Here is a 25,351-nt window from a genome sequence, read left to right as displayed (position 1 = left end):
CCGATGACAGACGCCACCGGTCCGCTCGCAGGCCTCGTGGTCGCGGACTTCTCTCGTGTACTCGCCGGACCGTACGCGACGATGATGCTCGGCGACATGGGCGCGGACGTGATCAAGATCGAGCGGCCCGGCAGCGGCGACGACACCCGATTGTGGGGTCCGCCGTACGATTCTGCCGGTACGGCAACGTATTTCAACTCGGTCAATCGGAACAAGACGTCTCGGTTCATCGACCTGCAGTCCGAGAGCGGTGTGGCCGAGGCCCGTGAGATCGTCGCGGGCGCAGACATCGTGATCGAGAACTTCCGCGCCGGAACGATGGACCGGCTCGGTCTCGGCTATCAGGCTGTCGCGCAGACGAACCCTGGCCTGATCTACTGCTCGATCACCGGCTTCGGTACCGGCGGCGGTGCTGCTCTTCCTGGATACGATCTGGTGGTCCAAGCCGTCGGCGGGCTGATGAGCGTCACCGGACCCGACGCATCCACACCGACGAAAGTGGGCGTGGCGATGGTCGATATCGTCACCGGTCTGCATGCGCTGAGCGGAATCCTTGCCGCACTGCATCATCGATCGAACACCGGTGCGGGTCAGCAGGTACACACCTCGCTGATGGCGTCGGTACTGTCCGCACTCAGCAATCAGTCGGCGGCATATCTCGGGGCGGGCACCGTGCCGGTTCCGATGGGCAACAAGCATCCGTCGTTGGTGCCGTACGAGGTGTTCGAGACCGCCGATCGACCGCTCGCGTTGGCCGTGGGCAACGATCGGCAGTTCCAGGCGTTGGTCGACGTGCTGGGTACCCCGGATCTGGTTGCGGATCAACGCTTCTCGTCCAATTCTGCTCGCGTCGAACATCGAGATCAGTTGGTCGACCTGCTCAACACGGCGTTGCAGACGCGTACTGCGGACGAATGGTATCGAGAACTGATGGCGCGGCACGTTCCCGCCGGGCCGGTCAATTCCATCGAGGAGGCATTCGCGTTCGCGCAGTCGTTGGGTCTCGAACCACGCATCGAGGTTCCCGGGGCAGTGGCCGAGGGCGTCCGAAATCCGGTGGATTTCTCGACGACCCCGGTGAACTACCGGCTGCCGCCCCCGCCGGCCGGCTGAGCCCGTGCGTGGGGGTCCTGCAACTTGTGCTCCACTCCAGGGCTCGAGTCGGCGAATCCCCGGTCTGCAACCTCTTCAGTGGAGCAATAGTTGCAGCGGCAGTAACTCGCTGCGCTAGTTCAGCGCCCACTTCACCGACACGGACACGCTGACGGTCTGCTGTCCCGGTTCGATGGGCACTGCCGTGTCGAACGAAGCGGAGTCGCGAAAGCTCGTCGGCTGCTCCTGACCGGTGATCGACTCGGTGATCGACAGAACGTCACCGAGTTCGCCGCCTGCGAGCGACGCATACTGCTCGGCGCGATCGCGGGCGTCGGCGAACGCCCTGGACCGGGCATCGGTGATCAGCTCGGAATCGTCGTCGATCTTGAACGAGACCCCGGAGATTCGGGTCGCGTTGCCACCGGCGGAGGTGGCGTCGCCCAGGACTGCAGACGCCTTCGACAGGTCGCGCACCGTGACCTGCAACGTGTTGGTGGCCTGATATCCGGAGATGGCCGAGGTGCCGCCCGGCAGTGCTCCGGAGTACTGCGGATCGATCGACACCTGCTGCGTCTGAATGTCCTCGCGCGCGACGCCGGCAGCAATCACTGCGTCGGTCACCTCGGTAACTGCAGCATTGGCCTGTTCGATGGCGGCAGTGACGTCCTCGGCTGTGGCCTGAACGCCGATCTGAGTCGTCAACGTGTCCGGTGCACCCTGGACTTCGCCCACTCCGTTGACGTTCACTCCGGGAGGTCCGTCCGGGGACGTGGTCGCCGGACTGCTGCAGCCTGCGGTCAGGGCTGCGGCCAACACCAGGGCCGATGCGCACGATCCGATCGTCCATCGATTTCGGTTCACCGCCGTAGTGTCCACCATTGCAGGTGAATTGGGAAGGCTCAGGGCTTGCGATACTCGGCGTCGAACGTGACGGTCACGTCGTCTGCCACCTTCATGGCTCCGAACATCTGCGAATACGGCGTGATCTTGTAATCCGTTTGACGCACGGTAGTTTCGGAACCGATCTGCCATCTGTCGCCGGAGTCGGTGACGTCCACGTCCACGGTGATCTCCTTCGAGACACCGTGTATCTCGGCGGTGCCCGCCAAGCGAAATCCGGAGGCAACGGCAGTGATCTCCTCCGAACGAAATCGAATTGTCGGGTACCGATTGGCGTCGAAGGTCTTGAGTGCGTTGGCTTTTGCGACGATCTTCTCCGGCCCGATCAGCGGTGTCAGTCCGCCCTCGCCGTGGATCACCTCGAGTGAGCCGACCTCGGCGGTCAGTGACACCGCGGTGGGGGCGTCCCCGGACCACTCGACCGTCGCGGTCCAGGAGGTCACCGCAATCGTGAGTCGATGCCCCATCTTCGATGCCCTCCCGGTGACATCCGTCCGAACAGCCAGCTGCCCGCCGTCCGATGCGTCGAAAGCCCAGGTCTCGGTGGTCATCTTCGCGACTGTGGACGCGCGGCGGCCCGGCAGCTCACCGAAGCCGACAATGGAGGCTTAGTGTGAAGGAATGTTCTCCAATTCTCCTCGAACATTCGTCGCCGACGCCCTCCGCGGCTTCGTGGCCGCCACCGACGACGTCACCTGGCACGCCGATCCCGGATTCCTCACCCGTCGCTATCGCATCTCCGACGGTCAAGTCGCGCTGCTGTCCGGTGGCGGATCGGGCCACGAGCCGATGCATGCCGGATTCATCGGTCGCGGCATGCTCACCGGCGCGTGCCCCGGCCTGGTGTTCACGTCACCGAACGCCCTCCAAGTACACGAGGCATCCAAGGCCGTGGACTCCGGCGGCGGAGTGGTGCACATCGTGAAGAACTACACCGGCGACGTGATGAACTTCAAGATCGCCCGAGACTTGTTGCAGGAAGACGGTATTGCAGCCGATGTCGTTCTCGTCGACGACGACGTGGCCAGCGAGAGCGAGGACGGCCCGGGTCGCCGTGGCACTGCCGCGACCATCGTCGTCGAAAAGGTGTGCGGCGCAGCGGCAGAACGTGGCGACAGCCTGCAGGCGGTGGTCGCGCTGGGGCGTCGAACAGCGGAGAACGCGCGCAGCATGGCGGTCGCACTGAACCCGCCGACGCTACCGGGTGCCGACGGGCCGTCGTTCGAACTGCCCAAGGAGGAAATCGAACTCGGCATCGGTATCCACGGCGAGCGCGGCACCGACCGGGTGCCCCGGCTGCCTGCTCAGGAGGTCGTCGAGAAGCTGACCGAGCCCATCGTGAGCTCGCTCGGATTGAACTCGGGCGAATCGGTGATCGCCATCGTCAACGGGCTCGGCGCAACGCACCCGCTCGAACTGCATCTGCTGTTCGGAGAACTCTCGGAGTACCTCGCGGGTAAGGGCATCGAGATAACCCGCTCACTCGTCGGAAGTTTTGTCACCGCGCTCAACATGGGCGGAGCGTCCATCACTCTGGTGCGCGCCGACGACGAGATGCTCGAACTCTGGGACGCCCCCACCCATGCGCCCGGTTGGCCCAACGCGCAGAACCAAGGCGCGAAACCGGTGGGCGAGCGCGGCGCATTCGGGCCGACTTTCTCGCCGTCCGACACCGGAGAGAAGTCGGCATTCGTCTCGGAGTGGATCGGGTCGTGGGCCCAGCGGGTACTCGACGAGGAGCCCGCTCTGACCGAGTTGGATCGCAAGGCGGGCGACGGCGACTTCGGTACCAACATGGTGGCCGCACTGGAACAACTCGACCTCGACGCGATCAAGGAAACCTATTCGGCAGCAACGGTATTCGAAGCCGTGAGCGAGGCCTACCTCGGCCACGCAGGCGGTACGTCCGGTGCACTGTTCGGCATCTGGTTCCGCCAGTTCTACCGAACGATGCTCGAATCCGAGCCATCTGCCGTGGCTGTCGCAGCGGCCGCGCGGGCCGGACTGGACAGCATCACCGAACTCGGTGGAGCCCGCGTGGGCGACAAGACGATGATCGACGCCATTGCCCCGGCCGTCGACGCGCTCGAGAAAGACGGCGGCACCCTGCAGGATGCCGCCGACGCCGCGAAGTCCGGAGCCGAATCGACCAAGGACATCACCGCCAACCGGGGCCGCGCCAGCTATGTCGGTGAGGCCGCGCGAGGCGTCGTCGACCCCGGTGCGTTGGTCATGGCCTGGTTCTTCGAGGCAGCAGCTAGTTCTACTCCAGCGAGCTGAGAAACACCGCCGCGATCGCTTCGAGGCCGGCCTGATCGTCGGCGTCGAAGCGATCGGGTATCGGGCTGTCCAGATCGAAGACACCGATCAGTTTCTCGCCCTGGTACAGCGGAACGACGACCTCGGAGCGAGTGTTCGCATCGCACGCGATGTGGCCGGGGAAGGCATGAACGTCGGCCACTCGCTGTGTCTCGCGGGTGGTCGCGGCAGCGCCGCAGACCCCTTTGCTCAGCTCGATACGAACACAGGCAGGCTGGCCCTGGAACGGACCGACTACCAGTTCGGTGCCGTCGAACAGGTAGAAGCCGACCCAATTGACGTCGGGCAGAGCGTGATAGACCAACGCGGAGAGATTGGCGGCGTTGGCGATCAGGTTGGATTCCTCGTAGACGAGGCCCCTGGCCTGCTCGGCGAGCTGCTGGTACTGCTCGACCTTGGACCCGTTCAGTGCTGTCGCGGTGAAGGACATGCGCCGAGTCTAAGCGCACACCCCAGCACCACCAGATACGCCGACATCCCGCCCACCTGCACCCGCTGAGCGATGCCGAGGCCGTGATCGCCGGGAAGGTTGTCGGCGATCATCAGCCACGCCGTGGCGAGGGCGGTGACGGCCAGTACTGCGACACCGAGCGTCCGAAGCAGGGGATAGGCCCCGTAGCGGAATGCGGCGAGCGTGAACGCGATCATGACCGTGAAAATCGCGAACACCGCGATGGTGCTCGTCAAAGCATGAAGATGATGAAGCTGGGGGAACAACCCGCTGGGCTCGATCGGGCAGCTCGGATCGTCGGCGGCCACACACTCGAGTGGCAGTTTCGCGTCGGCGATGGTGGCAATACCGAAGATGCCCGACGCCACCCAGCCGGTGACGATGAGCCGTCGGCGAGGGCTGACGAGGAAACCGAGCACGGCGGCGAGGATCATCAGCGAACCCGTGACCACGTCTGCGGTGGAGAAGAATTCGCGGTACGGCTGATCGCGGGCATCGAGTTCGCTGAGGAACGACCGGGCCGGGTCGAGCCCGGTGTCGAGGAAGAATTCGGCCACCCACGCGGAGTACAGCACCCCGGCGAGGATCAGAAACACCACCGCGATTACTCGGCGGATATCCACACCTTCGGTTTTCGAGCGCACCGACCAAGGCTAACCAGTGAGCTCGTCGGCAGCTGCCACCGCCAGCGCGACGGCGGAGTCGCAGTCGTCCGCCATGACGGACAGCTCGGGAACCGTGCGGGCGTAACGCGCGGCCGAGTCCTCGTTATCGGGCAGGCCGAGAACGGGGTTGCCCAACACGATGTCGGCCGAACACACCGAATCCGAGTCGCGAGTCTCGACGGTGTAACCGCCCTGCCGGATCTTCTCGCGATCTGTCGAACGCAAGTCGCTGTCGTCGTAGGTGAGCGCGACGTCGAGCAGTACCAGGTTGTCCTCGAACGTCGCCGACGACGCCTCGAAGTGGCAGCCGTACGGATCCGCGGCAGGGTTCCACCGGTCGACAGTCCAGGTCTCGGGCAGATGCTCCAGAACGCTGCACGGATCCTTCGTGGCCAACGGAAGGTTGTACCTGGAATCGGCACGGAGTGGTGGATCGCTCACGAGGCCGAGTGCGGTCTCGGTGACGGATTTCGCTGCACTGCAGGCGTCTCCGTCAGCAAGATAGACGTCGATCGTGGCGAAACTACGACCCGATTCGGTGAGGACATCGTCCATGGGCCCGGAGGTGGTGCCGTCGAACTCGTCGCGCAGCGGGAAGCTGACGCGACACGTCCCTCGGGAGGCGTCGTCGAGGTACACCTGTTCGTCGCCGATCGTGACTTGCTCGAAGTTCGGGTCGGCCGGCGTCGGCTGGTATCCGTTCAGCTTGATCGACACGGAGTCCGTGGCGTCCGACCGCCCAGGGTCGACTTCTGCCGAGCAGGTACTCAGTTCACCGTCCGGTCGCAACTGAACCACGGTGCCGAGGGCGGTGAGGTCGTCCTCGGTGAGGAAGCCGCAGGGATCGAGGCTGCGGACGAAGGCCGCCGAGTCGGCCAGATAGCGGTCTGCCTCCGACATCTCGAATCCGTACCGGTTCTGCCCCGCAGGCGACGCACTACCGGCGGGGAACGCGCTGCCGAGCAACACCACCGCGCATCCACTGGTCGATACCGACATCGCCGCTGCCATCGCCGCAAGCACCCAACTTTTACGCACTGTCCTCATCCCCCGACTCGAATCGACCGATCATCAGGTTGGACGCGCGGGGAGTGCTGTGGGTTTCAGTCGGTCACTATCGGATCTGCAGCAAGATCATCGACGACGCGTTGGGCGGCGACGACCGGGTCCTCGTGTTCCCAGATCCGCACGACGCGCCAGCCTTCCTCGATCAGGCGGGTGTCGGTGTCGCGGTCGCGGGCCACGTTGGCAGCCAGCTTGTCGGCCCACCACTGGGCGTTGTTGCGGGGTTTCGTCGCGTGGACGGGGCAACTGTGCCAGAAGCAACCGTCGACGTAGACCGCCACTTTGCGACGGGGAAACACCAGATCTGCTCGACGCCGCATGCCCTTCAGCGGAGCGCGGTCGACGAAATAGCGCAGTCCTCGTCGGTGCAACTCACGACGCAGCGCCACTTCCGGTTTGGTGTCGCGGCGGCGCTGCTTACTGAGCCGTGCACTGGTTTTCGCGTCGGTGACGGGACGTGTCGCGCTCACACCGACACCCGTTGCGTGTACCCACCCATGCGCTCGAGGTGGGCGTCGAGGTCGTCGAGAAAGCCGTCGGCGAAGCGGAGGTTGCCGGCTCGCGCGCGCTTGAGGAACCCGGCCGTGGCTCGCGCCGACAGCAGGGTGGAGTCGTCCAGGAAGTCGATCAGGTCCTCGGGCGGTTCGTGCACCGGCATGGTCGAGACGGTCACCTTGAAGCTCGCGCGGTCTCGGCCCCACGCGGCCGTCGGCCAGGCCTGACCGGGCAGCAACGCGGTGTCGCCTGCGACGTCGTAGGGCTTCGGGTCGTCGAGTGCGGCGGCGACCCACGACGCCATCCGCACACTGACGGCATTGCCGACGAGCTTCCAACGATGCCCGGTACGCACTCCGGCGCGCTCGACCGCAGGCAGCGTCCAGTCCGGATCGAACCCCTGCAGCCGCTCGGCCCCGATGATGCCGGGCGTGACGATCTCCCCGGACGGCAACCGCACGGCCGGCGGACTGGCGATGCCGAGGGAGGAACCGCCCTTGAGGGTGGGGACGGCGTTGACGGCCCAGCCCAGTCCGCGGGTGCCCTCGGTCCAGTAGAAGCCGCAGGGCGCAGTACTCGGATCGCCGTCGGGCAACGGCCCGGCATCCTGCGAGAACAGCACCTCACGCGGATCGTCGGTGCGCGAGGCCAGCATCACCACGCGCTGTCGACGCTGCGGCAACCCGAACGCACGGGCGTCGACGACGCGGTAGGCCCACATGTAGCCGAGGTCCTCTAGCGCGTCGGTGATGTGTCGCATCGCTGCGCCACGTCCGAGTTGCAGCATGAACGGCACGTTCTCCATCAACAGCCACCGCGGGCCGCGGCGACGTGAGACCAGCCGGAACACCTCGTCGACCAGCCCGGAGCGAGCCCCGGTGATGCCTGCGGTCCGTCCGGCCTGGGAGAGGTCCTGGCAGGGGAAGCCGGCAGCAACGAGCTCGGTGCCGGTGGGCAGGCTGCGCAGCGTGGTGACGTCGGTGTGCAGCGGAACGTTCGGCATGCGCGCCGACAGCACCGCGCCGGCACCCGGATCGATCTCGCACAACAGCTGCGTCGTCCACCCTGCCTCGGCCAACCCCAGCTCGAGCCCGCCGATACCGGCGAACAACCCGACCATCGACCGTGTGCTCACGTGTGCCCTTCTCTCGCCCGACGGGTTCACGTTACTCGAGAGCCGGTGCGTTGAAGGTCCACAAGCTGAGCGTCGGTCGAACTTGACCTCGACCGTGCTCGAGGTTCCACACTGGAATGCACGCCGCCGAAAATCGGTTGGAAACTGAGCCTGAGCAATGAAATCATTCGGGCACCGCAATAAGGAGAACAACACGTGTCCACGGGTGTGCTCGACCCCGAAGCCCCAACCGTCGTTGAGTCGAACCCGAATGCTGCGCGGACACCCACGTCGCTGCAGCGTTTCGCGCCGTTCCTGGCCCCGTACAAGTGGTTCTACATCGGCTCCATCGTGGTCTCGCTCATCGCGACCCTCACCGGCCTCGTCATTCCGCTGGTGATGCAACGCGTCATCGACGGGCCCATCGCCGACCGCAACTTTTCCGCGGTGTGGTGGCCCGCGGCTTTGATCCTGCTGCTCGGCACCATCGACGCGGCCGGCATCTGGGTGCGTCGATACCTGGTGTCCCGCCCGTCGAGCCAGTTCGAGATCAGTGCTCGGGCAACGGTATTCGACAAGCTGCAACGGCTGTCGGTCGCGGCGCACGAGAGCTGGGAATCGGGTCAGCTGCTTTCCCGTGCCATCGCTGATCTCGGGTCGCTGCGCCGGTTCATGGCGTTCATCGGTCCGTTCATCATCATCAATGCCGTCACGCTCGTCGTGGGTATCGGCGTATTGCTCGTTCAGGCATGGCAATTGGGTCTGATCATGTTGGTGACATCGGTTCCGCTGGTGATCGCCTGCACCAGGTTCGAGACGCTGTACCGCGTCGTCGCGCGTGATGCTCAGGACCAAGCGGGCGATGTGACGACGACGGTCGAGGAGTCCATTCAGGGCATCCGTGTTCTGAAGGCGTTCGGGCGAAGTGCGCACCTGGGCAAGCAGTTTCTGCGTCAGGCCTACACTCTTCGCGGCACCGAGCTGAAGAAGGTGCGCTATCTCGCGATCATCTGGGCGGTGATCGTCGGACTGCAGCCGATCACCATCGGCGCGATTCTGGCCGTGGGAACCTACTCGATCGTGCAGGGCACGATGACGGTCGGCACGCTCGTCGCTGCCATCGCCATCGTCACGTTCCTGCTGTGGCCGATCGAATCCTTCGGATACCTGCTGGCGGAGTTGAACAACGCGCGGACCGCGGCGGATCGGTACTGGGAGATCATCGACACCCCGGAAACCGTGACGGATCCGGACAACCCCGTCGAATTGCCCGACAAGATCCGTGGCCGAGTGCAGTTCGACCGCGTCGGATTCACCTTTCCCGACGCGTCCTCTCCGCTGCTCGCCGATGTCAGTTTTGTCGTCGAGCCGGGGGAAACCGTTGCGCTCGTCGGCAACACCGGCAGCGGAAAGACGGCACTGACGAACCTCGTTCCTCGTTTGTTCGACGCCACCGACGGCACCATTTCGATCGACGGTATCGATGTGGCGTCGATGCGCCTGGCCGATCTGCGCTCGATCGTCTCGGTAGCGTTCGAGGATCCGGTGCTGTTCTCGGCCAGTGCGCGCGAGAACATCGCGCTCGGCTCTCCCGGCGCGTCCGATGCCGAGATCACCGAGGCGCTGGAGATTGCTCACGCAACGGAATTCGTCGACCGGCTGCCGTGGGGTCTGGCCACGCGCATCGGTGAGCAGGGCATGAGTCTGTCGGGCGGGCAGCGGCAGCGTCTGGCACTGGCCCGTGCGGTGCTGGGCAAGCCGCGGGTGCTCGTGCTCGACGACCCGCTCTCGGCACTCGATGTGGACACCGAGGCGAAAGTGCAGAAGGAACTACGTCGCGTGCTGGCCCATTCGACGACGTTGCTGGTGGCTCACCGGCCGTCGACTGCGGCGTTGGCCGACCGGGTGCTGTATCTGGAGAACGGAAGAATTGTGGAGCAGGGAACGCACGAGGGACTGCTGGCGTCGTCGCCGCGGTACCGCGACGTCATGGGGTCGATCCATGGCTGAGCAGACCGCAACCGCAGACTGGCGGGGAGTGGGCGGCGAGGACTCGGAGGTCGACGCCACCGGAAACCTGGTGTTGGCCGGACGTTCTCGGCGGTTGCTCGCCTCTCTGGTGCGCCCGTACAAGAAGCAGGCCCTGCTGTCTTTCGTCATCATCCTGATCGACAACATCACCTATGTGGCCGGCCCGCTGTTCGTCGCCTACGCCCTCGATAGCGGCGTCGGTGCTGCCGGACAGGGTGATTGGGGTCCGCTGCTGTGGGCCGTGGGCGGATACACCGGCTTCGGCCTGCTCGGAATGTTCACCACCTACGCGTTTCTCACCGTCTCGGGCCGGCTCAGTCAGAACATTCTCTACGACCTGCGTGGACGCGTGTTCGACCACGCGCAGAAACTCAGTCTGTCGTTCCACGAGAAATACACGTCGGGACGGTTGATCTCGCGGTTGACCAGTGACGTGGAGTCGTTGCAGACGCTGCTCGAAAGTGCGCTCAACGACGCGTTGACGGCCATCCTGTCGATGGTCTCGATCGCCGTCATCCTCGTGTATCTCGATGTTCCGATGGCGATGATCGTGCTCGCCGGCTTCGTACCGCTGGTGCTCGTCACCCGGTGGTCACAACGGCGCCAACGCCAGGGATACCGTCGAACACGGGTGGCGATCGCACGTGTGGTGGTTCATTTCGTGGAGTCGATGGGCGGAATCCGTGCCGTACAGGTCTTTCGGCGTGAAGGTCGCAACGACGCGATCCTCGAGACCGAGGACTCGGAGTACCGAGATGCCACCACCGCGGCCCTGCGCGGCATGGCGAGCTACACCGGAATCGTTCGGTGGATCGGCAACGTCACTCTGGCGATCATCCTGGTGTTCGGTAGCTGGCGAGTGATCAACGGGCACATGGACGTCGGCGTGCTCGCCGCGTACGTGCTGTACCTTCGCCGGTTCTACGGCCCACTCGACGAGCTGGCGATGGTGTTCAACGCCTACCAGTCGGCCGCCGCTGCACTGGAGAAGATCTCCGGCGTACTCGAGGAAGAGCCGTCGGTGGTTGACCCGAAGAACCCGGTGTCGATCGGAACGGTGAAGGGAGACATCACGTTCGACGACGTGCACTTCTCCTACGGCACCGAGCGCGTCGTGCTGCCCGAGTTCTCGCTGCACGTGCCGGCGGGTCAGGTGGTTGCCATGGTCGGTGCGACCGGAGCCGGAAAGTCGACGTTGGCAAAGCTGTTGGCGCGCTTCTACGATCCGACCGCCGGATCCGTGCGACTCGACGGCATCGACATGCGCGACATCTCCGACGAGGACCTGCGCCGCAACGTCGTCATGGTGACACAGGAATCGTTCCTGTTCTCCGGCTCGGTGGCCGACAACATCCGCCTCGGGCGTCCCGACGCGACGGACGCCGAGGTCCGCGCTGCCGCGGAGGCCGTCGGACTGACCGAGTTCATCGCCTCGCTCCCCGAAGGGATCGATACCGACGTGCGTAAGCGCGGAGGCCGATTGTCCTCGGGCCAAAGGCAATTGGTGGCCTTCGCGAGGGTGTTCCTCGCTGCGCCGTCGGTGATCGTGCTCGACGAGGCGACGTCGAGTCTCGACATCCCGAGCGAGCGGTTGGTGCAGCGCGCACTCGAAACGATTCTGCAGGGCCGGACGGCGTTGATCATCGCGCACCGCCTGTCGACCGTGGCCATCGCGGACCGCGTCCTCGTCATGGCGGACGGGAACATCGTCGAGGACGGAACCCCGGCGGACCTCATTGCGGGAGAGGGACGCTTCGCGCACCTGCACGAGGCGTGGGAGGACTCGCTCGTCTAGGTCCAGGGGGTGATCGGCGGCTTGACCCACATGATCTTCTCGTCGGCGTGCTGGGGCGTCGCCCCGTCGTGACCCGGGTGCTCGGCCGCCCACGCGGATTTGCGGTCGAGCAACTCGGCCACGATGGTCCACGTTTCCATCGTGCTCGGTGGATGCAGGTCCGCTGCGCGGGCCAGTTTTCGACGGGTGGCGTCGGGAAGATCGAGCAGTTCCGCGCCGCTGATCCCGCGCTCCCAGACGTAGCGCGCCAGAGCGGTCGCCTTGTCCTGTCGGCTCTTCGCGGCCTGCTCGGAATGCGCGAAATCGAACTGGCCGCCGCCTGGGTTCCCTGTCGTCACGGCCATCACCTTAGTAATCGTGAGCGAAATCGACAGGGCCCGGCCGCTGTAAGGCGTCGCACACGGTGTCGGGCCAGAAGTCGACGTCGACGGGGGTCGGCCGAGGCCGAGCGCAGCATGAACGGCTGGGTCGGTGCAAAGAAAAGTCGCGTCCGCTTGTTCTACAGGGGGCCCTGTCGCATACCGTAGGACCCGTGATCACTCAAGCATCGGGTGCAGAGCACGTCTCCGTTCCCGCAACCGCCACCACCGACGCGAAATCCTGGCCCTCGATCCTGACGTGGCGAGCGCACGACGTTCCCCGCATGGAGTCCGTACGCGTCCAGCTTTCCGGCAACCGCATCAAAGCTGCCGGACGCATCATCGGTGCCGCCTGCAGTGATCATCCCGCGTTCAGTGCGTCGTACGACCTGGTGACCGACGAATACGGCGTCACCAAGAGGCTCTCGGTGCGCACGTCGCTCGCGTCGGGTGACCGGCAGGCCTCGGTCAGCCGCGACGATGAGGGCTACTGGATGGTGGAGAACTCCGCCAACCACCAGCGCTCGACCTACAGCGGTGCCCTCGACGTCGACATGGTGCTCAGCCCGTTCTTCAACACCCTGCCGATCCGACGATTCGGTCTGCACACCCAGGTCCAGGACCTCGAGGTGCCGACGGTGTACGTCAACCTTCTCGACCTGAGCATCCAGGAAGCGACCCTGACCTACAGCAGCGGCGCGCACGGCATCCACGTCATCTCGCCGGTCTCGACATCGTCGGTGACGGTCGACGCCGACGGTTTTGTCATCGACTACCCGGGACTCGCCGAGCGGATCTGACGCACGACGCCACCGCGTCGCCCCGCGTCCTGCAGGTTCTCTCGCCACCCCGGCTCGCCCGGGGTTACGTCGGTGATGTCGAATCGCTGATGCTGCTCGTACTGCAGTCGCGCTGCGTGTCCGGCGTCGACCAGCGTTTCGGTCGAGTTCTCGTTCAATTTTTCGCGCGCTGTGGTGAGCGCATGCAGCGCCTCGTCGAGCGCGGTTCGTAGCGCGGTCGCGTTGCCCTCGGTCATCGCACGGACGAGAGTCGGCGCCGAGGACGCCACCCGGGTGCCGTCGCGAAACGACCCCGCGGCGAGCCCGAGCGCCAACGGCCCACCCGCGGCCCCCACGATCGCCAACGCCTCGGCCAGCAGATGCGGTAGGTGCGAGATGCGGGCGACGGCGCTGTCGTGCTCGACGCTGCCGGCCGGAACGACCACCGAACCGCAGGCCAGGGCCAGCTGGGCCACCCGCACCCACACGTCGGCGTCGACACCGGAATCCGTGGACACCACCCAGACCGCGTCGGCGAACAGTGCCGGGTCCGTCGCCGACCAGCCCGAGTGGTTGGTACCCGCCATCGGATGGCCGCCGACATAGCGGGCCTGTAGTCCGCGAGCAGCGACGGCCGCGGCAACCTCGGCCTTGACGCTCACCACGTCGGTGATCGGGGCGGTGGGTGCGTGCTCGGCGATGGCCTGCAGAGCGGAGTCGACGGCAGGCATCGGAACGGCGATGACGATCAGCGCATCCTCATCTGCAGCCCTGGTCAGGGCGGTTGCCAGATCGGTGCCGACGTCATAGCCATCGTCCGCAGCCCCGGCGATCGCGTCGGCCGATCGGTTCCAGCCCCACACCCGGCGACCGGCGTCGTGCGCCGCCCGCAGAATCGACCCACCGATCAGTCCCAGACCGAGAACGCACACCGAAGAAGAAGTCACCCGATCAGATTGGCACAGGTGGGTGACTTCCAAGGGAGGTGGACTTCGAATACCGGCACCTACCGGACTACCGTTGCGCACATGGCCGCACAGCGCGCGAACAACAACCGTGCCTCCGCATCGGAGTACGACGACCTCGAAGGATTCGGCGTTGCAGTTGTCCGAGAGGACGGCAAGTGGACCGTGACGCCACTGTCCGACGACGCACTGACCAGCCTGTCGGCAGCAGAGACCGAATTGCGTGAACTACGCAGCTCGGGAGCGGTGTTCGGACTGCTCGACGTGGACGAGGAATTCTTCGTCATCCTGCGTCCCGCACCCAACGGCACCCGCCTACTGCTGTCCGACGCGGTCGCCGCCGTCGACTACGAAATCGCCGCCGACGTCCTCGACGCACTCAACATCGAGATCCCCGACGTCGACCCCGACGAACTCGACGACATCGAACCCTACGAGGAAGGCGACCTCGCTCTCCTCGCCGACCTGGGCCTGCCCGAGGCAGTCCTGGGCATCATCGTCGCCGAGACCGACGACTACCCGGACGAACAACTGCAATCCATCGCCGAGCGCCTGGGCTTCGAGGACGAATTCGCCGCAGCGGTGAACAAGCTGCGGCGGTAACCGATGCCGCTGCCCGACGCGGACATGATCCGCGCAGCGCTGTCGGCCGCAGCCGAGGCATCGGACGCCGACGTCCCCGTCGGAGCCGTCGTGTACGACGCGTCGGGACGTGAGATCGCGCGAGCCTGCAATGCGCGGGAGGCGTCGGGCGACCCCACTGCGCACGCCGAAGTGCTCGCATTGCGTCGAGCAGCCGCCGTCCACGGAGACGGCTGGCGGCTCGAAAACTGCACTCTTGCAGTCACTTTGGAACCCTGCACGATGTGCGCCGGTGCCCTCGTTGCGGCCCGCGTCGGCACCGTGGTGTTCGGAGCCTGGGAACCGAAAACCGGGGCCGTTGGCTCGCTGTGGGACGTCGTCCGAGACCGTCGACTCACCCACCGCCCACAGGTGCGCGGGGGAGTGTTGGAAGCCGAATGCGCCGAAGTGCTGACCCAGTTCTTCGCCCGCCAGAGATAACGATCTCGTCACGGGGTGGCCGGAATGTCCAACATTGGGGAGGGTGGAGGGCAGGGCGCAACGCTGCGCTCCGAACTTGCGAAGGAGACACTCATGGGACTCGACGACAAGATCTCGAACAAGACCGAAGACCTCGGCGGCAAGGCAAAAGAAGCCGCAGGTTCGGCAACCGGAGACAGGGACCTCGAAGCAGAGGGCAAGGGCGATCAGACCTCCGCCGCATTCAAAGACGGTGCCGAGAAGGTCAAGGACGCGGCCTCGAACATCAAGGACAAGCTCACCGGCAAGTAACTTTGCGCTCTGAGCAGGCGATTTAGCCTCAGGCCGTCATTCCGGTACAGTCTTCTGCGGTGGCGTGTCCGAGCGGCCTAAGGAGCACGCCTCGAAAGCGTGTGAGGGTTCACCCCCTCCGAGGGTTCAAATCCCTCCGCCACCGCCACAGCTCCCCACCTGTTCACGCAGGTGGGGAGCTTTTTTGTGCGCTTTCGACGTCCGCAAGCTGCCCGCGTGACCACATTTTGACCACACTCGTCTGTGAATACGCGTCATTCATGGTCACCGCCACGGCATCGAGATCCGTGTCGAACAGGTCTGCATACGTGTCCAGAGTGACCTTTGCCGACGTGTGTCCGAGCATCCGTGCGAGTGCCAAGACGTTGACGCCCGAGCTGATCGCAAGGTTCGCCGTCGTGTGCCGGAGGTCGTGCGGAGTGATGGTCTGGATGCCGGCGCGCTTCACTGCGCCGATGAACCATCCGCCGTCGGACTTCGGCCGGGGGAGGTAACGCCCCTCGGGGCCGGGAAACACCAGATCGGTCGGTTGCTTGCCGCGGCATCGCACTGAGAGCAGATCAAGGATGAACTGTGGGGCGGGCACCGAGCGCCCTCGACGGCTCTTGGTCAGCCCCTCGGCATGGTCGACACCGAGCTGCACTGCGTTGTCGTGGACGCTGATGCGTCGACGTAGGAACTCCACATCTTTGACCCTGAGCGCCACCAGCTCGCCCCAGCGCAGGCCGGTATAGGCAAGGGTGAGCACCAGTGCCGAATGCTGCCCTGATTCACGTGCGAGAGCCGCAACGTCATCGGCCGAGAGGTACACATGCCGCTTCGTTGTCTTGCGGGGCAAGTTCTCGACTCCACGCGCTGGGTTTCTCGAGATACGTCGGAGCTTCACTGCGTCGTCCAGGACGCCGGCCAGAACACCGTAGGCGCGGATGACAACGGTCGCGCCCTTGCCGCTGCGTCCAAGATCCGCGATCCAGCTCTCGACTGCGGCCGGCTCGATCTCGGCTAGGCGTACGGTTCCCCACCGTGGCCCGACGTGATTCCGCCATGCCGACTCAAGCGTCCGGTAGTTCGACGGTGCAACGTCAATCTGTTTGCGCTGCAACCAATCCGGCGCGAGCTCTGCGACCGTCACCCGGCCGAGTGCCGGCGCAACGTAATCGCCCATGAGCTTCTGGACTTCGACGGTCGCCGAGAATGCCTCGGCGTCTCGCTTCGTCCTGAACCCACGTTTAGTGGTCTGGCGATGATCCGGCATCCGGTAACGCACCATGTACCGATTGCCGGCCTTGGTCGAGTAGCGCTCAATCGTTGCCACGGGGGGACTTCTTCTCGTGCTCGTCAGCGATCCGACGTAGATCCGAGGGCGACATAGGGGCTCGGTCGACGATCTCCGGAAGGTGCCACGGCGGCTTTGACTTCCACTGAAACTCCATGTTGCGCATCACGTCGGCCGAGGTCGCGCCGAGGGGTAAGTCCGTTCGCAGCCAATGCCAGAGTTCGATAGCTGGCACGTCACCTAGTCCGGTCGCCTCGACAGGCTGTTCCGCCGTTTCGGTCGTCGGCATCAACAGCGTGAGTGGAGAAACACCAAGCGCCTGAGCTAGTGCAAGCAAATCGTCGACGTCTATTCGTCTCTCTCCGTTCTCAATTCGAGAGAGGCCCAATGTCGCGATGGGTCGGCCCAGCCCGTCGAGTACTCGGCTCATCTCCGCGTAACTCAACCGCTGCGTTTCACGCAGCCGCTTAACGTTCGCAGCCGCCGTCCGTCCGGTGCGTCCGAGCGCAATTCGTTTCTCAGCCATGAGACGAGTATGCGCTATCAAAATGATTCTCTCCACTATCACCTTGACTCACAGTGCTGGTCCATGCATGATGATGTTGTACAGAATCAAGATGATGCGTTCAGGAAGGATTTCGATGGTCACACCCTCTGCTCCAACCGAGCTCGCCACTCCAGCTGAGGCGGCAGCCTTTCTTCGCACAACAGTTGGTGCGCTCGCCCAGGACCGCTACCGCAACCGCGGGCCGAAGTACATCAAGCGCAACAACCGTGCAGTCCTCTACTCGTGGGAGGCCCTGCGGGACTACGTATCTCAGAACACGATGACCGGCACTTCGGGTCGCCCGGGCGCGGCCTGATGCCGCTGACACCAGACCCGTACGAACTCGACGCCAACGAAAATGCCCCCGACGCCGGCCAGGGCATCGAGGGCGAGACGAACGAAACCAACCGTGAAGAAGGAACGATCTGATGACCGACAATACTCCCCGCTACCACTACTTCCGATGCCCGGCCGTCGAACTCACCGCAGCAGTGGTGTTCGGCGTGGTGCTCCGCAAGCCGTTCGGTCCGGCCTACTTCTACTTCGACGAGCATAAAAAGCGAGTCTTCAAGAACCTGGGCATGATTTTGCTGTCGCCTTCAACGGGTCGGATCGAGGCTTTTCCGCTGGAGGGGTTGTCGGAACTCGAGACAAAAATGTTGATCGGGGCGGCGGAAAAAGCCTTTCGCCAACCGCCGACCAAAGCCACCGGATGGCGATTCAATCAGAGGAAGGCCGGAAACTATTGGCTGACCTACATCTCGGCGGCTATCAAGCCTGACGGGAATGCCGTCGCAAAGGCGGTCATGAGCAACATGGACAACGTAGAAGTTCAGAGGCTCGCCCTGAAGCAGCAGATCGTCGAGGTGGCCTGATGTTCGCTGAACTCAACGATATGACCGACGCCCCAGTGACGGCAGAGATCGTGCCCGGTAACCGTGTCCGCATCGCTTACGGTCGCAGTGTCATGTTCTCGCTCGACGTGGGCGAGGCAGTCGATCTGGTCGACGCCGTTGCATCGGCGCTGGCAGCTCTCGAAGGCATCCCCGAGAAGACGGCTCCGAGAGCCGTTGCGTTCGCGCTGAAGGACGAACCGTGGTGAACGCCACCCTCCCGGCTATCGGCACCGTGAGCATTCCGCTTGCCGTGTCGATGGCAGGGGGGCACCCGAGCCGCGAGGTCGATTTCATCGCCGTGCACGACCGTCTCGCTCCCATTCTCGACGATGCCGTGCTGCTCGGAGACATCCCTATCCTCGGCTCACCCGCGTGGGTCGACATCGCGAACGACGATGTCCGGTGGCGGCATTCGGTCGTGGCCGCCGGCTACCGCTGGGCGGCACGCGAATGGCTCGAACAGGACGCCCGCATCGAGGCATCGCGCGAGCTGTCAGTGTCCCGAGACTGGTCGGCCGTCTCGAGGTCCATCCGTCAACGCAACGACTATCTCGCCGCGAATCCGTGGGCAAGGAGACAACCCGCATGACGACAACCGACGACCTGTTCGACGCCACCTCTGAGCTGTCGATCATCCGGCAGTGGGCGCGTGCTCGCTACGCCGCAGTGTGGGCAGTATTCGGCGGCGTCCTGCTCAGGGTCGCCGCCACCACCGGCCCCGAGATCCAACTGCCCGGTGTCATCGGCGGACGCGCATCGCTGAACCTGTTGTGTGCGTTCGTCGCACCCTCCGGTGGTGGCAAAGGGATCAGTGACAAGGTGGCCCGGCTGGCGTGGCCATCACCGATCGTCGAGCGACCCATCGGATCTGGGGAAGGCATCGCCGCGACCTTCATGCCTCCGAAGAAAGAGGGCGTCGAGCCGATCACCCGGGCAATCATCAGCGTCCCCGAGATCGACACCCTGACCGGCGTGACGGACCGGCAGGGGTCGATCGTCCTGCCACAGCTCAAGTCCGCCGCGATGGGTGAGCAACTGGGACAGGCCAATTCGAGTGAAGCCACCACACGGATCATTCCGCCGCACAGCTACCGCCTGTGCCTGTCGGTCGGTGCACAGCCGACCCACACCAAGGTGCTGTTCAACGACACCACCGGCGGCACCCCGCAAAGGTTCCTCTGGTTTCCCACGATCGACCCGAACATGTCCGCCGACATCTTCACCGACCCCGAGCCGCTGAATGCGCGCCTGCCGTTCTGGAAGCCCGACGAGGACGGTGTGGTCGAGATCGTCTACGGCCCCGACCATATTCGGCAGACGATCATCGACGCGCACATCGCTCGTCAGCGTGGCCAGCAGGACGCCCTCGACGGCCACGCAATGCTCACTCGGTTGAAGGTCGCTGCGATCCTGGCGCTCCTGCATCACCGCATCGTTGTCTCGGAGCTCGACTGGGAACTGTCCGGTGTGGTGATGGAGATGTCGAACGGCACCCGCGAGTGGGTTCTCGGTGAGGCGAAGAGGGCCGACCGGGCCAAGGTCCGAGACCGTGCCCTGTCGCGCGCGGCCGGTGACGAGTTCTACGACCAACGTCTCCTCGATCGAGTCAAGAGCAGTCTGTCGAACATGCTCGGTCGAGACGGTGAGCAGTCCAGCAGCGAGCTCCGCCGTCGTCTCGGTAAACGCGACAAGCGCGACCTGTTCGACCAGTCCATCGCAGAGCTGCAACACGAAGGAATCGTCGAGCAGGTACCGGGAAGGGATCGCGGCGTGAGGTTCCGTATATCGGGTCACGGTGACCAACTTGGTCACCCCCCATTTCCGCAGGTCAACGACGGTGACCAACCTGGTCACGGTGACCAAACAACAGACACTCATGTAGTCCCCGCAACCACCTTGCACGCAGTCTCGGACCCACCCGATCCACCGCCCATCCGAACGGCTCGCCAGTGGATCGACGAGCACGTCTCCGACCTCATCGCAGCCGGCACCACCACCATCGAATCCTCGGCTGTGTACACCGCAGGGGTCGATGCCGGATTCAAGATCGACAATCTGAGACAGGCGGTGAAGAAGTCCGATCTCATCTCGGTGGCTGCCCGCAAAGGTGGCGGCACTGTCTGGTCTCTCGGCACCGGCAGCACCAACACTGTCGTCTCTGCCGAGGTGTGGTTGACCGACTGGCTCCGCTCCACCGAGGGGTGGGTCAAAGCCGCCGACGTGTACGCCGCGGGTGCCGCTGCCGGGTACGGCCGAGATGCCCTCAAGTCCGCGAGTGTCCGCGCCGAGATCAGCAAGCGCGGCCAGTCCATCGCCACCGAGTGGTCGGTCGCGTCGTGACCCGCCACGACCGTTTCGGCGAACAGCTCGACGACTCGACCGAGCAGCCGCACGACCCACGATGCCGGCGCGGCTGGCTCGGTGAGGACGTCGACGGCCGGCCGGTGCCGTGCATCCTGTGCCGCCCCCATCTGTTCCGAACGGAGGTCACCCGATGAGCCGAATGCCGACTGGTAGGTCCGTCGCGACCGCCGCGCGTGGCCGCAAGGCCGTGATCAGTCCGGAGTTCGGTAGCCCCGTCGAGAACCTGTTGGTTTCGATTTTCGACGGCCTCCCACGTGCCTCCCTGGTCGGTGCGGCGTGTATCGGTCATTCACCCATATTCGACGACGTGATCGACGACGAGACAAGCGAAGACCGCAACTACCGCCACGCAAAAGCAGCACTGCTCTGCAATCGGTGCCCTGTGGCCGAGCGGTGCCGAGAAGCCACCATCGAGCTTCCGCCGGGCACAACGGGAGTGTGGGCCGGGGAACTTCTCGCTCGCCGACCGCTGAGTGACACCGCATGAGCGTTATCGGCCCCGGCGTGGTGGTTGTCCTCGCAGGCGATCACGTACACCGCGCACTGCTCCTGATTTCCGCGGGCATCCGTCACAACCAACTCCGCAACGGCATCGCCCCGCACCCCGAGGCGGTAGCGATCCAGCGAGCCCTCACCGCGGCGCTCGCAACCGCATCCACCGATGGACAGATGGACGACCAAACAGACTGCGAGAGTTCACAATCAGAGGACGACACCATCGACGCAGCAACCGCCGCGAAGGTTCTCGGACTCTCTCGCCGAAGTGTCTACCGCCTCATCCGAGACGGAGTGTTACCGGCCCGAAAGCATTGCGGCACATGGGTTCTCGCCCGAGACCTGCTCGACGACTACCGAACAGAAAGAAGCACACCATGGCAGACACCGAATCCCTGATCGCCGGAGCAGAGAACTACATCAGCTCCCTGACTGACGACGAATTCGCCGACCTTGTCACCCGTACCCGCGAACCGGCCGAAGAAGAAAAGCCGGGGCAGAGCAAAGCGCCCGCAACCGGCAGCGTGGCCAAGGGTGCCGAACTTTTCGCCTCACGACGGGCCGGGAAGTGACCCGCACCGTTGCCCCGGTTGGATCACTGATCGACCGGGCGTACGCGGCCATCGATGGCTACGCCGAGGCGACCGAGGCAGTGAAGACGGCCGAGAACTGGGTCGCCGGACTCTCGCTCCCACCGAGCCGGGACGTCCTCGAACGCGAACTGCACATCGAGACGGTAGCTGCCGCACGCCGCGGTGACCCGATGCCCGACGTCATCGCGCGTCTGCAGCAGTACGCCAACTCCTCGGCCTACGTCGTCGATCAGCGCCGCATCGCCGCCGCAGTAGTCGCCGACCTCCGCGCCGAAGTCGAGCAGGTCACCAAGGCCGGGATCAACAGTGCCTACGCAGTCCTCCGCGATGAGCTCGATGACATCCTCGCCGACGTCCGAGGCAGCGCCGACGCACTGCGAAACGTGCACAGCGCAGACGATGCAATCCGTGCCGGCGTCACAGAGCAGTGGCAAAGCGTCGACTCCCTGATCAGCCGATACGAAGAGCTGCGGTCGGCGCACTGGAAGCTGGTGCAAACTGAGGGCGTCGAATTGCAGCGCAGCATCTTCTACGCCTGTGGGCTACTGGCCGACCACCTCGAGCACGAGCCGGTCTGGGTCGCGCGCCGGTCGTCGTCGGCTGCCCACACCACTCAGGCCCCGTTCGCTCAGGCGCATCGAGAGTGGTTGCGATCGGCCCGAACGATCGGTGCCTTGTCGCCGGACGGTAGGGCGGCACTCTGGCCGGCCGAAGTCGAGCCGAGCACCTGGTTGCTGCACATCGCCACACACGCGCAGCCCTGGGTACCGAACGCGCAGACCATCCTCGATGTGCACAGGGCCGCAACCGAGGCCACCATCGCCGTCGACGACGGCATGTGGCTACGATCGGCCACCGCCGCACGCGCGCACCACGCGGAGCTCGTCGACTCGGTTCGAGCCCACTGATCTTGTCCTCATGTCGATGTCGAACCAATGCGGGAGACACGCGGTCAAGCACCTGCACGCGAAAGGTAGGCGACGCAATATTGCGCCTGCGTCGCCGCGCTGCATCGGCATGAGGGCAACACCCCAGCACCACCACCAACTTGTCCTCGCTGATGTCGAGCCGTCTCCTGTGAGATCCATCCGGCCAAGCACCTGTTCCACCCCGGGCAGGGCAGTGCACAAGAGCCCACTGCCCGCGCTGCATCAGCGAGGACGACCCGCAAGACGAATGGGGGTGGGGACATACCCCTCCCCCGGGGGGCTACGGAGACACGGTCGGCATAGGCGGTCCCCTTCCGTGCATTGCACACGAAAATCACACCCTGGAGGTGTTGGAGATGAGACGACCAACGTCAGCGGCCGGTCGGCGGCTGTTCAAGGCGCAGAACGATGCCCTGAAACGTGCATCGATCGAGCGTGGTCAAACCCTGCTGTGGTCGGAGGCCGAGGAAGTGGCACTCGAACGCGCCGGGGAGACCGTAGACCGGGCCGAGGCGGTCAAGGCAATCCTCGACAATGAGTTGGCCGGCGAGTCCCGGCCTGCTGTCGTGGTCAAGCTCTCCGGTGAGCTGCGTCTGCTCGACAAGCTGGTCGTCGACCTGGTGGCACGGCTGAACCCTGATGGTGTCGGCCCGGTGAAATCGCCCCGACATCAACGCGCTGCGCATTCGCGGTGGGACCGAACCAAGGGTGCGAGCTGATGGCCCGCATCGCCGCCACGCCAGTCTCCAGGGGTGCCCGAGCCGAACTCGTCGCGCAGCTCCACCTCCGCGCCAGCAGACAGCGACCGAAGACCATCGACCGCAAGACCGGTGGTGTGTTCGTTTCCCCGTGGCCGGCCTTGCAGCGGCGCGCCGAGGCCGGTGCCCAGATCGAGTTGCCGGCCTGGTTTTTCCCCCGGGACCGATGGCCTCGCCGCACCGGACCCAGCGATCGCCTGCGCCTGACAGTCGACGACCGAATCGTGCCCGTCTGACATCACCGCTGACGGCCAATCCTTGGCCGCGCCCGGAGCCCGTCTATGAGTCAAGTCACATTTACCTGTGCGGCAATGTTATTTGAGGTCTAGCATCGTGACATGACAGCTGCGCTCGCCCCGATTCCCTACGGCGATGACTCGATCATCGTAGAGGCCGACGCCTCCGCAGAGTTGCGTGTAGGCAGCAAGCAGCCGCACGAACGGTACGTCCAGACCACCGATGCCGCTGGTGTCATTCGTTTGATCCCGCTCGAATCGTTGCACGAATCAGAACGGGTCGTCCTTGAGAACCGCGCGCTCTACGAGCAGACGCGTCAGGGACTCGCCGACGCTCAAAGTGGACGCACTGTGTCTTCAGACTGGCTCTTTGCCGACGACGAGTGAACAACCCACCGGCGTACGTCGATCTCGCTCAGGTCGTCAGCGACTGGCTTGTCGATGCGAAGGCTGCGGCCCAGCTTTCGGACAAGTTCGAGAAGGTCAAAAAGGCGATCAAGTTCCTGCGCGAGGTAGGCCCAGGGCATCCCGGGTTTCACACCCACAAAATGGAGAATCTTCCCGGGCCAGACGGCCGGGACATCTGGAACTCGTACATCGAGAACAACACCGCCAATGCCTGGCGGATGTACTGGTTGTGGGAGGACGACGGCGGGATCACCGTCGTTTCAGTAGGACCTCATACGCACAATCCCGGCACTCAGCCGCAGATATCGCGCAAGGGAAAGATGGCAGACTCCTAGAGCGTCCGTGTTCGCGAACATCGGCGGTGCCGTCCGACTAGTACGGGAATTGCCACTGCTCGAGCTTGCTGCCCGGCATGGACTTCCACTTGCCTGATGGCTTTTGAACCCCACCACCCAACTTGCGAGCCCACGTCTGCTCGCACCACCAGCGATGAAGCCGCTTAGTCCTAGACCACTTGAATACCTGCACCTCGTGAGTGCTCAAGTTGACTCGGGTGAACTCGGTACGGATGCCACCGCCTACAACGACATTCCACCCGAACCCGAACCAAACCTGCGGAGTGAGTTCAACGGGGATCACGACCTCGCCGCGCGACGGCTCACTGTCAATGTCGAAGCGTGGTCGTTCATCGGTCTCCCATAGCGAGGGGCTCAACAGGCGGTCGCCCTCCCAGAACAACGTCGACACGTCGTAACGGACGCCCGGCCCGGTGGCCGCTACGGTCGGCTCGAAACGCCTTGCCTGCCCTCTACCGTCGAAGCACTGCACCGAGCTGCTGGCACCGGGATTGATGGTGATTCCCTGCACGTCCGTAGCTCTGCGGTTCCTGCGGTGCGCCCATGCAGAGAAGGCGAGACTGGCGAGTCCGACGAGTATTGCGAAACTCGACAACGACTGAAAGAACGCGAGCACGGATTCCATCACTGCGCGACCAGCCACGCCTGAACGGCTCTTGATTCCGAGTACGTCATTAAAAAATCTCAGTGCCGTACGGTCCTGTTTCGAACTTTGCGGACCACTTCATCACACCGTCTGAGTGGCGCACACCTTTACGCGCCGTGATTCGGACAGGCCACTCGTTGGTTTTGGAAAGTTCAGCGTGCACCTGTTTCCTTACGACGGCCCGAACCTCGTCGATGTCCAATCGCGAGGACACCAGGACGTCGATCCATCCAGTCCGGTACTCGGGAACGGTCGTGTTGTCCTGCGGCTGATCGGTCTCGCTCATGGCCGCGAGAGTAGCCGACTCGACCGACAATGAACGGGCATCGCTGAGCACATTTTGACCACAGTTGGTGGTCACGATCGGTGAAATGCGGTGATGAGCGGTGACCTAAAACGCCTGTTCAGACTCACTTTGTGGCTTCTGCCACTGGGCCGATAAGGGTTCAAATCCCTCCGCC

At 64.5% G+C, this 25,351-nt stretch carries 35 protein-coding genes and 1 tRNA gene; 23 read left to right on the top strand and 13 right to left on the bottom strand.

The features are described from left to right. Window positions 1-3: 3 nt before the first annotated feature. Entirely contained in the window at window positions 4-1,113 is a 1,110-nt protein-coding gene (locus J1M81_RS25450) for a CaiB/BaiF CoA-transferase family protein (protein WP_206499129.1), read from the top strand. Window positions 1,114-1,227: 114 nt separating this feature from the next. On the opposite strand, the gene J1M81_RS25445 is transcribed toward J1M81_RS25450, so the two are convergent. Together J1M81_RS25445 and J1M81_RS25440 are read right to left on the bottom strand one after the other, a co-directional pair. After that, a complete protein-coding gene (locus J1M81_RS25445) occupies window positions 1,228-1,956 on the bottom strand; it encodes an SIMPL domain-containing protein (protein WP_230072852.1) in 729 nt (242 codons plus the stop codon). Window positions 1,957-1,994: 38 nt separating this feature from the next. Then, window positions 1,995-2,546, bottom strand: coding sequence for a YceI family protein (locus tag J1M81_RS25440; protein WP_032388009.1), 552 nt, complete (start codon window positions 2,544-2,546; stop codon window positions 1,995-1,997). A gap of 70 nt (window positions 2,547-2,616) precedes the next feature. On the opposite strand from J1M81_RS25440, the gene dhaL reads away from it, so the two are divergent. Beyond that, a complete protein-coding gene (gene dhaL / locus J1M81_RS25435; protein ID WP_206499127.1) occupies window positions 2,617-4,275 on the top strand; it encodes a dihydroxyacetone kinase subunit DhaL in 1,659 nt (552 codons plus the stop codon). On the opposite strand, the gene J1M81_RS25430 is transcribed toward dhaL, so the two are convergent. Genes J1M81_RS25430 through J1M81_RS25410 form a run of 5 tightly spaced genes read right to left on the bottom strand, consistent with a single transcriptional unit; the run spans window position 4,259 to window position 8,110 of the window. After that, window positions 4,259-4,744, bottom strand: a complete 486-nt coding sequence (locus J1M81_RS25430; RefSeq protein ID WP_206499126.1) for a GAF domain-containing protein — start codon at window positions 4,742-4,744, stop codon at window positions 4,259-4,261. The two genes, dhaL and J1M81_RS25430, sit on opposite strands and share 17 nt — an antisense overlap. Next, window positions 4,720-5,409 carry a DUF998 domain-containing protein gene (locus tag J1M81_RS25425; protein WP_308051317.1) on the bottom strand — a complete coding sequence of 230 codons (690 nt, stop codon included), beginning with the start codon at window positions 5,407-5,409 and terminating at the stop codon, window positions 4,720-4,722. The genes J1M81_RS25430 and J1M81_RS25425 overlap by 25 nt, the downstream gene beginning before the upstream one ends. Before the next feature lie 9 nt (window positions 5,410-5,418). Beyond that, window positions 5,419-6,477 carry a hypothetical protein gene (locus J1M81_RS25420; protein WP_206499125.1) on the bottom strand — a complete coding sequence of 353 codons (1,059 nt, stop codon included), beginning with the start codon at window positions 6,475-6,477 and terminating at the stop codon, window positions 5,419-5,421. A gap of 56 nt (window positions 6,478-6,533) precedes the next feature. After that, on the bottom strand, window positions 6,534-6,965 hold the full coding sequence (locus J1M81_RS25415; RefSeq protein ID WP_032373321.1) for a very short patch repair endonuclease: 432 nt from the start codon (window positions 6,963-6,965) through the stop codon (window positions 6,534-6,536). Further along, on the bottom strand, window positions 6,962-8,110 hold the full coding sequence (locus J1M81_RS25410) for a DNA cytosine methyltransferase (protein WP_179274536.1): 1,149 nt from the start codon (window positions 8,108-8,110) through the stop codon (window positions 6,962-6,964). The genes J1M81_RS25415 and J1M81_RS25410 overlap by 4 nt, the downstream gene beginning before the upstream one ends. A gap of 210 nt (window positions 8,111-8,320) precedes the next feature. Here J1M81_RS25410 and J1M81_RS25405 point away from each other — a divergent pair, with 210 nt between their 5' ends. Continuing rightward, window positions 8,321-10,114 carry an ABC transporter ATP-binding protein gene (locus J1M81_RS25405; RefSeq protein WP_206499124.1) on the top strand — a complete coding sequence of 598 codons (1,794 nt, stop codon included), beginning with the start codon at window positions 8,321-8,323 and terminating at the stop codon, window positions 10,112-10,114. Next, window positions 10,107-11,930 carry an ABC transporter ATP-binding protein gene (locus tag J1M81_RS25400; protein ID WP_206499123.1) on the top strand — a complete coding sequence of 608 codons (1,824 nt, stop codon included), beginning with the start codon at window positions 10,107-10,109 and terminating at the stop codon, window positions 11,928-11,930. Before J1M81_RS25405 ends, J1M81_RS25400 begins: the two co-directional genes overlap by 8 nt. On the opposite strand, the gene J1M81_RS25395 is transcribed toward J1M81_RS25400, so the two are convergent. After that, entirely contained in the window at window positions 11,927-12,274 is a 348-nt protein-coding gene (locus tag J1M81_RS25395; RefSeq protein ID WP_032373325.1) for a hypothetical protein, read from the bottom strand. The genes J1M81_RS25400 and J1M81_RS25395 overlap by 4 nt on opposite strands. Window positions 12,275-12,573: 299 nt before the next feature. Here J1M81_RS25395 and J1M81_RS25390 point away from each other — a divergent pair, with 299 nt between their 5' ends. Next, window positions 12,574-13,089, top strand: a complete 516-nt coding sequence (locus J1M81_RS25390) for a putative glycolipid-binding domain-containing protein (protein WP_032373332.1) — start codon at window positions 12,574-12,576, stop codon at window positions 13,087-13,089. Here the strand turns inward: J1M81_RS25390 and J1M81_RS25385 are convergent. Next, window positions 13,062-14,033: a prephenate dehydrogenase gene (locus J1M81_RS25385; protein WP_032373333.1), complete on the bottom strand. Its 972-nt coding sequence runs from the start codon at window positions 14,031-14,033 to the stop codon at window positions 13,062-13,064. The two genes, J1M81_RS25390 and J1M81_RS25385, sit on opposite strands and share 28 nt — an antisense overlap. Before the next feature lie 63 nt (window positions 14,034-14,096). Here J1M81_RS25385 and J1M81_RS25380 point away from each other — a divergent pair, with 63 nt between their 5' ends. The 4 genes from J1M81_RS25380 (at window position 14,097) to J1M81_RS25365 (ending at window position 15,534) form a co-directional block, all read left to right on the top strand. Further along, entirely contained in the window at window positions 14,097-14,636 is a 540-nt protein-coding gene (locus J1M81_RS25380) for a tRNA adenosine deaminase-associated protein (RefSeq protein WP_027494611.1), read from the top strand. A 3-nt stretch (window positions 14,637-14,639) separates the two neighbouring features. Continuing rightward, window positions 14,640-15,095, top strand: coding sequence for a nucleoside deaminase (locus J1M81_RS25375; RefSeq protein WP_027494610.1), 456 nt, complete (start codon window positions 14,640-14,642; stop codon window positions 15,093-15,095). Window positions 15,096-15,188: 93 nt separating this feature from the next. Then, on the top strand, window positions 15,189-15,386 hold the full coding sequence (locus J1M81_RS25370) for a CsbD family protein (protein WP_027494609.1): 198 nt from the start codon (window positions 15,189-15,191) through the stop codon (window positions 15,384-15,386). 58 nt (window positions 15,387-15,444) lie between these two features. Further along, window positions 15,445-15,534, top strand: a tRNA-Ser gene (locus J1M81_RS25365). 15 nt (window positions 15,535-15,549) lie between these two features. Here J1M81_RS25365 and J1M81_RS25360 read toward each other — a convergent pair. Both J1M81_RS25360 and J1M81_RS25355 read right to left on the bottom strand, forming a co-directional pair. Beyond that, window positions 15,550-16,701: a tyrosine-type recombinase/integrase gene (locus J1M81_RS25360; RefSeq protein ID WP_206499122.1), complete on the bottom strand. Its 1,152-nt coding sequence runs from the start codon at window positions 16,699-16,701 to the stop codon at window positions 15,550-15,552. Further along, a complete protein-coding gene (locus tag J1M81_RS25355; RefSeq protein ID WP_206499121.1) occupies window positions 16,688-17,188 on the bottom strand; it encodes a helix-turn-helix domain-containing protein in 501 nt (166 codons plus the stop codon). The genes J1M81_RS25360 and J1M81_RS25355 overlap by 14 nt, the downstream gene beginning before the upstream one ends. A gap of 115 nt (window positions 17,189-17,303) precedes the next feature. Between J1M81_RS25355 and J1M81_RS25350 the strand changes: the two genes are divergently transcribed. The 14 genes from J1M81_RS25350 (at window position 17,304) to J1M81_RS25285 (ending at window position 24,223) form a co-directional block, all read left to right on the top strand. Further along, window positions 17,304-17,525 carry a DNA-binding protein gene (locus J1M81_RS25350; protein WP_206499120.1) on the top strand — a complete coding sequence of 74 codons (222 nt, stop codon included), beginning with the start codon at window positions 17,304-17,306 and terminating at the stop codon, window positions 17,523-17,525. A gap of 112 nt (window positions 17,526-17,637) precedes the next feature. After that, window positions 17,638-18,084, top strand: a complete 447-nt coding sequence (locus J1M81_RS25345) for a hypothetical protein (protein ID WP_206499119.1) — start codon at window positions 17,638-17,640, stop codon at window positions 18,082-18,084. A 20-nt stretch (window positions 18,085-18,104) separates the two neighbouring features. Then, window positions 18,105-18,311, top strand: a complete 207-nt coding sequence (locus tag J1M81_RS25340) for a hypothetical protein (RefSeq protein WP_206499118.1) — start codon at window positions 18,105-18,107, stop codon at window positions 18,309-18,311. Continuing rightward, window positions 18,305-18,694, top strand: coding sequence for a DUF2742 domain-containing protein (locus J1M81_RS25335; RefSeq protein ID WP_206499117.1), 390 nt, complete (start codon window positions 18,305-18,307; stop codon window positions 18,692-18,694). The genes J1M81_RS25340 and J1M81_RS25335 overlap by 7 nt, the downstream gene beginning before the upstream one ends. Further along, a complete protein-coding gene (locus tag J1M81_RS25330; RefSeq protein WP_206499116.1) occupies window positions 18,691-20,445 on the top strand; it encodes a hypothetical protein in 1,755 nt (584 codons plus the stop codon). The genes J1M81_RS25335 and J1M81_RS25330 overlap by 4 nt, the downstream gene beginning before the upstream one ends. Continuing rightward, on the top strand, window positions 20,442-20,603 hold the full coding sequence (locus J1M81_RS25325; RefSeq protein ID WP_206499115.1) for a hypothetical protein: 162 nt from the start codon (window positions 20,442-20,444) through the stop codon (window positions 20,601-20,603). The genes J1M81_RS25330 and J1M81_RS25325 overlap by 4 nt, the downstream gene beginning before the upstream one ends. Next, complete coding sequence (locus J1M81_RS25320) at window positions 20,600-20,956, top strand: WhiB family transcriptional regulator (protein ID WP_206499114.1); 357 nt, start codon at window positions 20,600-20,602, stop codon at window positions 20,954-20,956. Before J1M81_RS25325 ends, J1M81_RS25320 begins: the two co-directional genes overlap by 4 nt. After that, entirely contained in the window at window positions 20,953-21,363 is a 411-nt protein-coding gene (locus J1M81_RS25315; RefSeq protein WP_206499113.1) for a helix-turn-helix domain-containing protein, read from the top strand. The genes J1M81_RS25320 and J1M81_RS25315 overlap by 4 nt, the downstream gene beginning before the upstream one ends. Further along, window positions 21,342-21,536, top strand: a complete 195-nt coding sequence (locus tag J1M81_RS25310; RefSeq protein ID WP_206499112.1) for a hypothetical protein — start codon at window positions 21,342-21,344, stop codon at window positions 21,534-21,536. The genes J1M81_RS25315 and J1M81_RS25310 overlap by 22 nt, the downstream gene beginning before the upstream one ends. After that, the gene (locus J1M81_RS25305; RefSeq protein ID WP_206499111.1) at window positions 21,533-22,465 is read left to right on the top strand and encodes a hypothetical protein; all 933 of its coding nucleotides are present in this window, start codon (window positions 21,533-21,535) and stop codon (window positions 22,463-22,465) included. The genes J1M81_RS25310 and J1M81_RS25305 overlap by 4 nt, the downstream gene beginning before the upstream one ends. A 377-nt stretch (window positions 22,466-22,842) precedes the next feature. Beyond that, window positions 22,843-23,205, top strand: coding sequence for a hypothetical protein (locus J1M81_RS25300; protein ID WP_206499110.1), 363 nt, complete (start codon window positions 22,843-22,845; stop codon window positions 23,203-23,205). Then, window positions 23,205-23,480 (top strand): hypothetical protein, encoded by a 276-nt coding sequence (locus J1M81_RS25295; RefSeq protein ID WP_206499109.1) that lies wholly within the window; start codon window positions 23,205-23,207, stop codon window positions 23,478-23,480. The genes J1M81_RS25300 and J1M81_RS25295 overlap by 1 nt, the downstream gene beginning before the upstream one ends. Window positions 23,481-23,582: 102 nt before the next feature. Beyond that, window positions 23,583-23,867 (top strand): hypothetical protein, encoded by a 285-nt coding sequence (locus tag J1M81_RS25290; protein WP_206499108.1) that lies wholly within the window; start codon window positions 23,583-23,585, stop codon window positions 23,865-23,867. Next, window positions 23,864-24,223, top strand: a complete 360-nt coding sequence (locus J1M81_RS25285; protein WP_206499107.1) for a hypothetical protein — start codon at window positions 23,864-23,866, stop codon at window positions 24,221-24,223. Before J1M81_RS25290 ends, J1M81_RS25285 begins: the two co-directional genes overlap by 4 nt. 37 nt (window positions 24,224-24,260) lie before the next feature. Here J1M81_RS25285 and J1M81_RS25280 read toward each other — a convergent pair whose 3' ends face one another. Together J1M81_RS25280 and J1M81_RS25275 are read right to left on the bottom strand one after the other, a co-directional pair. Further along, window positions 24,261-24,887: a hypothetical protein gene (locus tag J1M81_RS25280; RefSeq protein WP_206499106.1), complete on the bottom strand. Its 627-nt coding sequence runs from the start codon at window positions 24,885-24,887 to the stop codon at window positions 24,261-24,263. A 31-nt stretch (window positions 24,888-24,918) separates the two neighbouring features. Next, entirely contained in the window at window positions 24,919-25,176 is a 258-nt protein-coding gene (locus J1M81_RS25275; protein WP_206499105.1) for a hypothetical protein, read from the bottom strand. Window positions 25,177-25,351 lie beyond the last annotated feature (175 nt).

It is taken from the genome of Rhodococcus sp. KRD175 (assembly GCF_017168275.1).
GTDB lineage: Bacteria > Actinomycetota > Actinomycetes > Mycobacteriales > Mycobacteriaceae > Rhodococcoides > Rhodococcoides fascians.
The sequence above is the reverse complement of the archived record's forward strand: the minus strand, read 5'-3'. Positions and strand labels throughout refer to the sequence as shown.

Coding starts and splice junctions, on each gene's coding strand:
- J1M81_RS25350 (WP_206499120.1), top strand. CDS start 17,304: ATGGTCACACCCTCTGCTCCAACCGAGCTCGCCACTCCAGCTGAGGCG.
- J1M81_RS25370 (WP_027494609.1), top strand. CDS start 15,189: ATGGGACTCGACGACAAGATCTCGAACAAGACCGAAGACCTCGGCGGC.
- J1M81_RS25340 (WP_206499118.1), top strand. CDS start 18,105: ATGACCGACGCCCCAGTGACGGCAGAGATCGTGCCCGGTAACCGTGTC.
- J1M81_RS25355 (WP_206499121.1), bottom strand. CDS start 17,188: ATGGCTGAGAAACGAATTGCGCTCGGACGCACCGGACGGACGGCGGCT.
- J1M81_RS25275 (WP_206499105.1), bottom strand. CDS start 25,176: ATGAGCGAGACCGATCAGCCGCAGGACAACACGACCGTTCCCGAGTAC.
- J1M81_RS25300 (WP_206499110.1), top strand. CDS start 22,843: ATGAGACGACCAACGTCAGCGGCCGGTCGGCGGCTGTTCAAGGCGCAG.
- J1M81_RS25330 (WP_206499116.1), top strand. CDS start 18,691: ATGACGACAACCGACGACCTGTTCGACGCCACCTCTGAGCTGTCGATC.
- J1M81_RS25290 (WP_206499108.1), top strand. CDS start 23,583: ATGACAGCTGCGCTCGCCCCGATTCCCTACGGCGATGACTCGATCATC.
- J1M81_RS25400 (WP_206499123.1), top strand. CDS start 10,107: ATGGCTGAGCAGACCGCAACCGCAGACTGGCGGGGAGTGGGCGGCGAG.
- J1M81_RS25375 (WP_027494610.1), top strand. CDS start 14,640: ATGCCGCTGCCCGACGCGGACATGATCCGCGCAGCGCTGTCGGCCGCA.
- J1M81_RS25380 (WP_027494611.1), top strand. CDS start 14,097: ATGGCCGCACAGCGCGCGAACAACAACCGTGCCTCCGCATCGGAGTAC.
- J1M81_RS25395 (WP_032373325.1), bottom strand. CDS start 12,274: ATGGCCGTGACGACAGGGAACCCAGGCGGCGGCCAGTTCGATTTCGCG.
- J1M81_RS25410 (WP_179274536.1), bottom strand. CDS start 8,110: ATGGTCGGGTTGTTCGCCGGTATCGGCGGGCTCGAGCTGGGGTTGGCC.
- J1M81_RS25320 (WP_206499114.1), top strand. CDS start 20,600: ATGAGCCGAATGCCGACTGGTAGGTCCGTCGCGACCGCCGCGCGTGGC.
- J1M81_RS25450 (WP_206499129.1), top strand. CDS start 4: ATGACAGACGCCACCGGTCCGCTCGCAGGCCTCGTGGTCGCGGACTTC.
- J1M81_RS25310 (WP_206499112.1), top strand. CDS start 21,342: ATGGCAGACACCGAATCCCTGATCGCCGGAGCAGAGAACTACATCAGC.
- J1M81_RS25295 (WP_206499109.1), top strand. CDS start 23,205: ATGGCCCGCATCGCCGCCACGCCAGTCTCCAGGGGTGCCCGAGCCGAA.
- J1M81_RS25430 (WP_206499126.1), bottom strand. CDS start 4,744: ATGTCCTTCACCGCGACAGCACTGAACGGGTCCAAGGTCGAGCAGTAC.
- J1M81_RS25390 (WP_032373332.1), top strand. CDS start 12,574: ATGGAGTCCGTACGCGTCCAGCTTTCCGGCAACCGCATCAAAGCTGCC.
- dhaL (WP_206499127.1), top strand. CDS start 2,617: ATGTTCTCCAATTCTCCTCGAACATTCGTCGCCGACGCCCTCCGCGGC.
- J1M81_RS25420 (WP_206499125.1), bottom strand. CDS start 6,477: ATGAGGACAGTGCGTAAAAGTTGGGTGCTTGCGGCGATGGCAGCGGCG.
- J1M81_RS25345 (WP_206499119.1), top strand. CDS start 17,638: ATGACCGACAATACTCCCCGCTACCACTACTTCCGATGCCCGGCCGTC.
- J1M81_RS25440 (WP_032388009.1), bottom strand. CDS start 2,546: ATGACCACCGAGACCTGGGCTTTCGACGCATCGGACGGCGGGCAGCTG.
- J1M81_RS25315 (WP_206499113.1), top strand. CDS start 20,953: ATGAGCGTTATCGGCCCCGGCGTGGTGGTTGTCCTCGCAGGCGATCAC.